We start from the raw sequence: 9,901 nt of genomic DNA, 5'->3' as shown, positions 1-9,901 counted from the left end.
GGCACACACCCTCCCCCTGTCCGCCCCTTCCCCGCTGGCCCCGCGCCTTTCTGACCTGGCCTTGTTGCTGGTCGCCGTGGTGTGGGGCACCAGCTATGGCGTGGCCAAGGGGGCCCTGGTGTTCTACCCGGTGCTGGGTTTTTTGGCCGTACGCTTCCTCCTGACCTTTGTGGTGCTGCTCACGGCCCTGCTGCGCGCCACTGCGCCCGAGCGGCGCGATGCGTTGGTGGCCGGCCTGCCGCTGGGTGGGCTGATGCTGGGCATCTTTCTGTGCGAGACCTTTGGTCTGGCGCTCACGCAGGCCAGCAATGCAGCGTTTTTGATCAGCCTGTGCGTGGTGTTCACACCGTTTGCCGAGTGGTGGCTGCTGCGCCAGCGGCCCGAGCGTGCGATGTTTGGTTTTGCCGCCGTCTCCCTGCTCGGCGCAGCCATGCTCAGCGGGGGGTACACCGGCCAGTGGGGTTGGGGCGACGCCCTGATGCTGGCGGCCGCCGTGCTGCGTGCCATCACCGTGTGCCAGACCACGCGGCTCACCCGTCGCCGCAACGCACCCGTGCTGGCCCTCACGGCGGTGCAGTCGGGCGTGATCGGGGTGGGCTGCCTGGTGCTGGCGCTGGCTTTGCCGGGCAAACTGTCCCCTCTGCCGTCGCTCACCCAAGCCAGCGCCTTCTGGTGGGCCTGCATTTACCTGGTGGCAGGCTGCACCGTGTTTGCGTTTGTGGCCCAGAACTGGGCACTGCGCCACAGCTCGCCCACGCGGGTGGGATTGCTGACCAGCAGCGAGCCCGCCTTTGGCGCACTGTTTGCGGTGTTCTGGCTGGGCGAGCAGCTCAGCGTCACGGGCTGGGTGGGCGGTGCGCTCATCGTGGGGGCCGCCCTGTGGACGATGGCGCGGCGGGGTGATGCGCGGCATTGACCGCCTGCTTGCCCGCCACTCGATCCAATCACTACCAATTTGATAGCTGCTCGGGCATGAAACACCGGCGCTATCGCCCGTTTTACCTTGAAACCAACGCCCCTACCGGCTGCCGCTGCGCCCACAGCCACATCGCTGCGCCACCCACGATCATGGGCACACACAGCCACTGTCCCATGCTCATGCCCAGCGACAGGATGCCCAGGAAGGCGTCGGGCTCGCGGAAATATTCGGCAATGAAGCGGAACACGCCGTAGCCGAACAGGAAGGCGGCCGCCACCTGGCCAGGGCGACGCTCCTTGCGCGCATACAGCCACAACAGGATGAACAGCAGCAATCCCTCCATTAGGAACTGGTAGACCTGCGACGGATGGCGCGGCTGCATGGAGCCGCTGTGCGCAAACACCATGCCCCAGGGCAGGTCGGGGCTGGCAAAGCGGCCCCACAGCTCCCCATTGATGAAGTTGCCTACACGCCCTGCCGCCAACCCCGTGGGCACGCAGGGCGCCACAAAGTCAGCCACCTGCAGCCAGGGGCGCTGGCGCGAATGGGCAAACCACAGCATCGAAACCACCACACCCAGCAGCCCGCCATGGAAGGCCATGCCGCCCTGCCACACGGCAAAAATCTCCAGCGGGTGGCTCAGGTAGTAGCCCGGTTTGTAGAACAGGCAGTAGCCCAGCCGCCCGCCAATGACCACGCCAGCCACCCCCAGAAAGAGGATGTCTTCCACATCCTTGCGCGTCCACGCACCAGGCCCCGTGATGGAGGCAAAGGGCGGGTGCTGCAGGCGCCGGATGCCCAGCAACATGAACAGGCCAAAGGCCGCAAGATAGGTCAGGCCATACCAATGCACAGCCAGTGGGCCGATCTGCAGGGCGACGGGGTCGATGTGGGGATAGGTCAACATGGTGGCGGGTATTGTGCCCGCGCTGGGGATGCCCCCGCAGTCAGGGCCTACTGCCTCGGGCAAGACCACCGGGTGGCCGCTGCCGCGCCAGAACGATCAGTTGGACCCACACAACCCTTTTTTAAACAAAAAGCCGAGGAAGCGCTAGTCCATCATGCGCTGACAGCTATCAAAAGTAGAGCATCCATAAAAAAGCCGCGCCCTGAGGGCGCGGCTTCTAAGCGGCAGCAGGGCCCCCCGGCCCCGCAAAACCACCTCAGTCGTCCAGCAGCGACAAATCGCGCACGGCGCCCTTGTCGGCCGACATCACCAGCTTGGCATAGGCCTTGAGCGCGGCCGACACCTTGCGTGGGCGTGGCTGCGCAGGCTTCCAGCCCTTGGCGTTCTGTGCTTCGCGGCGCTTGGCCAGTTCTTCATCGCTCACCAGCACGTTGATCGTGCGGTTGGGGATGTCGATGCGGATGCGGTCACCGCTCTGGACCAGGCCGATCGCACCGCCCGCAGCGGCTTCCGGCGAGCAGTGGCCAATCGACAGGCCCGAGGTGCCGCCCGAGAAGCGCCCGTCCGTCAGCAGCGCGCAGGCCTTGCCCAGGCCCTTGGACTTGATGTAGCTGGTGGGGTAGAGCATTTCCTGCATGCCAGGGCCGCCCTTGGGGCCTTCATAGCGCACGATGACCACGTCACCGGCCTTGACCTTGTCGGCCAGGATGTTGGCCACGGCCTCGTCCTGCGACTCGGTGACATGGGCCGTGCCCTCGAACACCAGAATGCTTTCGTCCACACCGGCCGACTTGACCACGCAGCCGTCCACCGCGATGTTGCCGGTCAGCACGGCCAGGCCGCCCTCTTTGCTGAAGGCGTGGTCGTACGAGCGGATGCAGCCCTCGGCGCGGTCGAGGTCCAGGCTGGGCCAGCGCGTGTTCTGGCTGAACGCCACCTGGGTGGGGATGCCTGCGGGGCCTGCCATGTAGAAAGTGCGCACGGCGTCGTCCTGCGTGCGCACGATGTCCCATTGGTCCAGCGCGTCTTTGAGCGTGGCGGTGTGCACCGTGGGCACGTCGGTGTGCAGCTTGCCGGCACGGTCCAGCTCGCCCAGGATGGCCATGATGCCGCCTGCGCGGTGCACGTCTTCGATGTGGTACTTGTTGGTGTTGGGCGCCACCTTGCACAGCTGCGGCACCACGCGCGAAAGGCGGTCGATGTCGGCCATGGTGAAGGGAATCTCGGCCTCTTTGGCAATCGCCAGCAGGTGCAGGATGGTGTTGGTGGAGCCGCCCATGGCGATGTCCAGGGTCATGGCGTTTTCAAACGCCTTGAAGCCCACCGAGCGGGGCAGCACGCGTTCGTCGTCCTGCTCGTAATACTGCTTGGCCAGGTCCACGATGCGGCGGCCTGCGCGCTTGAAGAGCTGCTCGCGGTCAGCATGGGTGGCCACCACCGTGCCATTGCCGGGCAGCGACAGGCCCAGCGCCTCGGTCAGGCAGTTCATGGAATTGGCGGTGAACATGCCCGAGCACGAACCGCAGGTGGGGCAGGCCGAGCGCTCGACCTCGGCCACATCGGCGTCGGAGTAGTTGGTGTCGGCGGCAATCACCATCGCGTCCACCAGATCGAGCTTCTTGAACTCCATGACCTTGGTGACCGGGTTGGCCAGGCGGGTCTTGCCAGCTTCCATCGGGCCACCCGAAACGAAGATCACCGGAATGTTCAGGCGCATGGCGGCCATCAGCATGCCGGGGGTGATCTTGTCGCAGTTGGAAATGCAGACCATGGCATCGGCGCAGTGCGCGTTGACCATGTACTCGACCGAGTCGGCAATGATGTCGCGGCTGGGCAGCGAATACAGCATGCCGTCGTGGCCCATGGCAATGCCGTCGTCCACGGCAATGGTGTTGAACTCCTTGGCCACGCCGCCAGCGGCTTCGATCTCGCGGGCCACCAGCTGGCCCAGGTCCTTCAGGTGCACGTGGCCGGGCACGAACTGAGTGAACGAATTGACCACCGCGATGATCGGCTTGCTGAAGTCATCGTCTTTCATGCCGGTGGCGCGCCACAGGGAGCGCGCGCCTGCCATGTTGCGACCGGCGGTGGAGGTTTTGGAACGGTAGATGGGCATCGTGCTGGCTTCTGAAAAATCGCTGGAAGGGAAGCGGGCCGGACTCATAAAGGCCCCTCGCGCGCCCGTGCAACCAACCTCTTGAGCCGTGCCGGGGGCAAACCTGTCAATTATCGCCCAGCCCCACAGGCCCGCCCGGGGCGGTGGCGTTGGGGATTGCGGGGGCAGCCCCCACGCGCTGCGACGGCGCTGGCAGAATGATCCATTCCGCTCCAGCCCCCAACCCCGAGACCAGGACGCCCCACGATGACCGACTCCAGCAAGCCCTCCGCCCCCATCAACCGCCGCAGCGCCAACATCACCCAGGGCAAGTCGCGCGCACCCAACCGCTCCATGTACTACGCCATGGGCTACGAGGAAGGCGACTTCGTCAAACCCATGGTGGGCGTGGCCAACGGCCACAGCACCATCACGCCCTGCAACAGTGGCCTGCAGAAGCTGGCGGATGCGGCGATTGCTGGCATCGAAGAAGCGGGTGGCAACGCCCAGGTGTTCGGCACCCCCACCATCAGCGACGGCATGGCCATGGGCACCGAAGGCATGAAGTACAGCCTGGTGAGCCGCGAAGTCATCAGCGACTGCATCGAAACCTGCGTGGGCGGCCAGTGGATGGACGGCGTGCTGGTGGTGGGCGGCTGCGACAAGAACATGCCCGGCGGCCTGATGGGCATGCTGCGCGCCAACGTACCCGCCATCTATGTGTATGGCGGCACCATCCTGCCCGGCAACTACCAGGGCAAGGACCTGAACATCGTGAGCGTGTTCGAGGCCGTAGGCGAGAACGCAGCGGGCAAGCTGAGCGACTTTGACCTGAAAGAAATCGAGAAACGCGCCATCCCGGGCACGGGTTCGTGCGGCGGCATGTACACCGCCAACACAATGAGCAGCGCGTTCGAGGCTCTGGGCATCAGCCTGCCCTATTCGTCCACCATGGCCAACCCGCACGACGAGAAGATGAACTCGGCCAAGGAGTCAGCCAAGGTGCTGATCGAGGCCATCAAGAAGGACATCAAGCCGCGCGACATCGTGACCCGTAAATCCATCGAGAATGCCGTGGCTGTGATCATGGCCACGGGCGGCTCGACCAACGCGGTGCTGCACTTCCTGGCGATTGCCCATGCGGCAGGCGTGGAGTGGAGCATCGACGACTTCGAGCGCGTGCGCGTGAAGACGCCTGTACTGTGCGACCTCAAGCCCAGCGGCAAGTACCTGGCGGTGGATCTGCACCGCGCAGGGGGCATCCCTCAGGTCATGAAGATCTTGCTCAATGCGGGCCTGCTGCATGGCGACTGCCTCACCATCGAAGGCAAGACGATTGCCGAGGTGCTGAAGGACGTGCCGGACGAGCCCCGCGCCGACCAGGACGTGATTCGTCCTATCGGCAAGCCTATGTACGCGCAAGGCCACCTGGCCATCCTCAAGGGCAACCTGAGCCCCGAAGGCGCGGTGGCGAAGATCACGGGTCTGAAGAACCCCGTCATCACCGGCCCGGCCCGCGTGTTTGACGACGAACAATCCGCACTCGAAGCCATCCTGGCGGGCAAGATCAAGGCCGGTGACGTGATGGTGCTGCGGTACCTGGGCCCCAAAGGCGGCCCCGGCATGCCCGAGATGCTGGCACCCACCGGTGCGCTGATCGGCGCAGGCCTGGGCGAGAGCGTGGGCCTGATCACCGACGGCCGCTTCTCCGGCGGCACGTGGGGTATGGTAGTGGGCCACGTGGCACCCGAGGCCGCAGCGGGCGGCACGATTGCTTTCGTCAACGAAGGCGACAGCATCACCATCGACGCGCGCCAGCTGCTGCTGCAGCTCAATGTGCCGGACGAAGAAATCACTAAGCGCCGCGCCGCCTGGACCGCCCCTTCCCCACGGTACACCCGTGGTGTGCAGGCCAAGTTTGCGTTCAACGCATCCAGCGCCAGCAAGGGAGCGGTGCTGGACGCCTATTGAAGAGGCTGCGGTGGATCTTGCAGCAGGGAGAGGGGAGCGAGCCCAGATCCCCCTGCTGCGCCCCAGGCAACAAAAAACGCCCGTAAGCAAGGCTCAGGGCGTTTTTTGTCGGTGGGCGGGCCAACAACACCAGCGCTGCATCCAGCGCGCCAGCTGTTCAGCGCGGCTTGCGCGGCTGAATGCCCAGTGCTTCCTTGTGTTTGTTGATGCGGTCCTTCTTGCGCTGATCCATCTTTTCCATGGCCTTGCGCTTGGTGTAGCCGGTGGAATCAGCCCAGGCCCACCACAGCGCTGTGGCCGCGAAGGGCGCCAGCACCCACCACCACGACCACGTGGCCACGGGGCCGATCTCGAAATATTTCAATGCCAGCATGAGAAGGGACAGACCCAGCAGATACATCGCTCTCTCCAAAGAATTCCGCGAAAAGCGGGATTGACCAGGGACAACTGCGTGTCAACCCAAGTCACTACAATCGCATTAAAAGCACTGTAACTCAACCACAGGAATTCCCACCATGAAGCGTTCCCTGATCACACTCGCCTTGACGCTGTCGGTTGCGGCACCCGCGATGGCCGACTTGGCCTTGGCCACCTCCAAGAACTGCATGGCTTGCCACGCAGTGGACAAGAAACTGGTGGGGCCTGCCTACAAGGATGTAGCAGCCAAATACGCTGGCCAGAAGGACGCCGTGGACAAGCTGGCTGCCAAGATCGTCAAGGGTGGCTCTGGCGTGTGGGGCCCAGTACCCATGCCCGCCAATGCGCAAGTGAGTGACGCCGAAGCGAAGAAGCTGGCGGCCTGGGTGCTGACGCAAAAGTAATTTGCCGCCCTTGTGGTGGCCGCGGGTTCTACCGTCCCGGCCCCAGCAAAAAGCCGCGCACGATCAGTGACGCGGCTTTTTTTATGCCTGCGGACGACGCCCGCGCCCCTCTGAGTGCGCAGACAGTACCTGCGCCTTCCAGGACATCACCCACAGGATAGGCCCTACACGATGGGGGTCACCAGCGAATTGCGGGAGCGCAGCTGCTGCTCCAACTGACCCACATAGGCCGCCGTGGTGTTGTCAGACTCCTCGGCGCGCGCGGCGAGGCGGGCCTCCAGGTGGTCCAGCCGCGCCAAAACCGCCGCATGGGCCTGACTGTGCTGGATTTCAAGGAATGTACGCAGCTCTGTGAAGCGGGACGCCTCGGCCTTGTCAGCCAGCTCGCGCTGTGCCTGCATCTCTTTGGTGTGGCGGCGGGTTTCGAGCAGTACCGAGCCCTGCAGCGACAACACGTAGGCCACGAAGAAGATGCCCAACAAGGCGGTAAGCGCCAGCATGAGCAACCCGAGCGGCGCTTCAAATGACACCACCCCCAGCGATACTAGGGAAGGGGCGGCCAGCGCAGGCCAGTTCAATGCAGCCAGTGCGGCAATCACCAGCACCGTCAACAGCAAAACGATGGAACGCAAGTGCATGGGAAATCTCCGGTCAGCAGCGCCCGGCCAGGGTGGCCGGTCACGCCATGCTGCCGTTGTAACGCATGCACCGGCAATTGCTGTCGGCGCAGGACTGATTGGAGATCACGTCCTACAAAGCGCGCTGCAGGCCCACCGGGTGAGCGGGCCCGCTGCTTCGATCAAGTACCGGGGTGATCAACGGGTTTTGTGGCCACGTCACATCGCTACGGGATATGAGTGTCCCCAGACCCGGCAAGCGCTGCGCGTTGGCGCCTACGGAGCCCTTCTTGGTCAATTGGCCTTGCGGCTTCGATCAAGGGGCGGCGGGTGAGATACCAAGGTTTTGTGGCCACATCACATCGCTACGCGATATGAGTGTCCCCGAATCCGGCAAGCGCTGCGCGCTGGCGCCGTTGCACGGCGCCTTCTGGATCAGTTGGTCTGGGCCAACTGATCCAGAATTGCCGGATTCTCCAGCGTGCTGGTGTCCTGGGTGATGGCCTCGCCCTTGGCGATGCTGCGCAGCAGGCGGCGCATGATCTTGCCGCTGCGGGTCTTGGGCAGGTTGTCGCCAAAGCGGATGTCCTTGGGCTTGGCAATGGGGCCGATTTCCTTGGCCACCCAGTTGCGCAGCTCGTTGGCGATCTGCTTGGCTTCCTCGCCGGTGGGGCGCGAGCGCTTGAGCACCACAAACGCACAGATGGCCTCACCGGTAACGTCGTCAGGGCGGCCCACCACGGCGGCCTCGGCCACCAGATCCGTCTTGGCGACCAGGGCGGATTCGATCTCCATCGTGCCCATGCGGTGACCGGACACGTTCAGCACATCGTCAATGCGGCCGGTGATGCGGAAGTAGCCCCGGTCGGCACTGCGCACCGCGCCGTCACCGGCCAGGTAGTAGCCCTTGAGTTCTTCGGGGAAGTAGCTCTTCTTGAAACGCTCGGGGTCGTTCCAGATGGTGCGGATCATGCTGGGCCAGGGGCGCTTGATGACCAGGATGCCACCGGCGCCGTTGGGTACGTCGTTGCCCATTTCGTCCACGATGGCGGCGGTGATGCCGGGCAGGGGCAACGTGCAGCTGCCGGGCACCAGCGGCGTAGCGCCGGGCAGCGGGGTGATGACATGGCCGCCGGTTTCGGTCTGCCAGAAGGTGTCCACGATGGGGCAGCGTTCGCCGCCCACGTTCTTGTGGTACCACATCCAGGCTTCGGGGTTGATGGGCTCGCCCACGCTGCCCAGGATGCGCAGGCTCGACAGGTCCGAGCGCGCGGGGTGTACCGCCTCGTCAGCCTCGGCCGCCTTGATGAGCGAGCGGATGGCGGTGGGGGCGGTGTAGAAGATGGTGCACTTGTGGCGCTCGATCATCTGCCAGAAGCGGCCTGCGTTCGGGAAGGTGGGAATGCCTTCGAAGATGATCTGCGTGGCGCCAGCAGCCAGTGGGCCATAGGCGACGTAGGTGTGGCCCGTGATCCAGCCAATGTCGGCCGTGCACCAGAACACGTCGTCGGCGCGCAGGTCAAACGTCCAGTCCATCGTCATCTTGGCCCACAGCAGGTAGCCGCCGGTGCTGTGCTGCACGCCCTTGGGCTTGCCGGTGGAGCCGCTGGTATAGAGGATGAACAAAGGGTGCTCGGCGCCCACGGCCACGGGTGCGCATTCGGTGCTTTGCCCCGCCAGTGCCTCGGCAAAGGTCTTGTCGCGCCCGGCCACCATGTTGCAGGCCGTGGCTGTGCGCTGATAGACAAACACATTGCGGATGGTGTCGCAGCCGCCCATGGCCAGGGCTTCATCGATGATGGACTTGAGCGGCAGCTCTTTGCCACCACGCATCTGGTAGTTGGCAGTGATGACGGCCACGGCACCGGCATCGATGATGCGCTCGTGCACGGCCTTGGCGCTAAAGCCGCCAAACACCACGCTGTGCGTGGCGCCAATGCGAGCGCAGGCCTGCATGGCGATCACGCCCTCAATGGTCATGGGCATGTAGATCAGCACGCGGTCGCCCTTGGCCACGCCATGGGCCTTGAGCGCGTTGGCAAACTGGCTCACTCGGGCCAGCAGTTCCTTATAGGTGATCTTGGTGACCGTGCCATCGTCGGCTTCAAAGATGATGGCCGTCTTGTTTTCGGTGGCGGTGCCGATGTGGCGGTCCAGGCAGTTGGCCGAGGCATTGAGTTCGCCATCGGCGAACCACTGGAAGAACGGCGCGTTGGACTCGTCCAGCGTGCGGGTGAAAGGCTTGGTCCACTGCAGATTGCCGCGTGCCTGGCGCGCCCAGAAGCCCTCGAAGTCCTTTTCGGCCTCGGCACACAGTGCGTCATACCCAGCCATGCCGGACACGCGCGCGGCTTTGACGATGGCGTCCGAGGGCGGGAACACGCGGTTCTCAACCAGCACGGACTCGATGGCGGATGTGGGCGCACTCATGGTGTTGTCTCCTGGATCTAATGGGAATTGGAATTGGGCGGTACTGTCGGGCGCGGCACTTACAGGCCACTGACTGGCGCGAAGCTTACAGAGTACGCCATTGCGGCCCGCCCGTCGCCAAGGGCCGGGCCACCGGCCGCG

Annotated in this window: 8 protein-coding genes; 3 read left to right on the top strand and 5 right to left on the bottom strand. The window is 64.6% G+C overall.

The features are described 5' to 3' along the window. A partial coding sequence (locus AC07X4_RS18260) for a DMT family transporter (RefSeq protein WP_494740880.1) occupies positions 1-916 on the top strand: 916 nt, incomplete at its 5' end. Positions 917-998: 82 nt separating this feature from the next. Here AC07X4_RS18260 and lgt read toward each other — a convergent pair. Together lgt and ilvD (AC07X4_RS18250) are read right to left on the bottom strand one after the other, a co-directional pair. Next, positions 999-1,826, bottom strand: coding sequence for a prolipoprotein diacylglyceryl transferase (gene lgt, locus AC07X4_RS18255; protein WP_099730665.1), 828 nt, complete (start codon positions 1,824-1,826; stop codon positions 999-1,001). A 256-nt stretch (positions 1,827-2,082) separates the two neighbouring features. Then, positions 2,083-3,942 (bottom strand): dihydroxy-acid dehydratase, encoded by a 1,860-nt coding sequence (gene ilvD, locus AC07X4_RS18250; RefSeq protein ID WP_494740879.1) that lies wholly within the window; start codon positions 3,940-3,942, stop codon positions 2,083-2,085. Positions 3,943-4,188: 246 nt separating this feature from the next. On the opposite strand from ilvD (AC07X4_RS18250), the gene ilvD (AC07X4_RS18245) reads away from it, so the two are divergent. Further along, a complete protein-coding gene (gene ilvD, locus AC07X4_RS18245; protein ID WP_494740878.1) occupies positions 4,189-5,892 on the top strand; it encodes a dihydroxy-acid dehydratase in 1,704 nt (567 codons plus the stop codon). 157 nt (positions 5,893-6,049) lie between these two features. Here ilvD (AC07X4_RS18245) and AC07X4_RS18240 read toward each other — a convergent pair whose 3' ends face one another. Beyond that, complete coding sequence (locus tag AC07X4_RS18240) at positions 6,050-6,292, bottom strand: TIGR04438 family Trp-rich protein (RefSeq protein WP_056064444.1); 243 nt, start codon at positions 6,290-6,292, stop codon at positions 6,050-6,052. 115 nt (positions 6,293-6,407) lie between these two features. Between AC07X4_RS18240 and AC07X4_RS18235 the strand changes: the two genes are divergently transcribed. Beyond that, on the top strand, positions 6,408-6,713 hold the full coding sequence (locus tag AC07X4_RS18235) for a c-type cytochrome (RefSeq protein WP_056747133.1): 306 nt from the start codon (positions 6,408-6,410) through the stop codon (positions 6,711-6,713). Positions 6,714-6,877: 164 nt separating this feature from the next. On the opposite strand, the gene AC07X4_RS18230 is transcribed toward AC07X4_RS18235, so the two are convergent. After that, on the bottom strand, positions 6,878-7,351 hold the full coding sequence (locus tag AC07X4_RS18230; RefSeq protein ID WP_056747132.1) for a hypothetical protein: 474 nt from the start codon (positions 7,349-7,351) through the stop codon (positions 6,878-6,880). A 414-nt stretch (positions 7,352-7,765) separates the two neighbouring features. Then, a complete protein-coding gene (acs, locus tag AC07X4_RS18225; RefSeq protein WP_260667889.1) occupies positions 7,766-9,760 on the bottom strand; it encodes an acetate--CoA ligase in 1,995 nt (664 codons plus the stop codon). Positions 9,761-9,901 lie beyond the last annotated feature (141 nt).

It is taken from the genome of Acidovorax sp. GW460-11-11-14-LB4 (assembly GCF_059423685.1).
The sequence above is the reverse complement of the archived record's forward strand: the minus strand, read 5'-3'. Positions and strand labels throughout refer to the sequence as shown.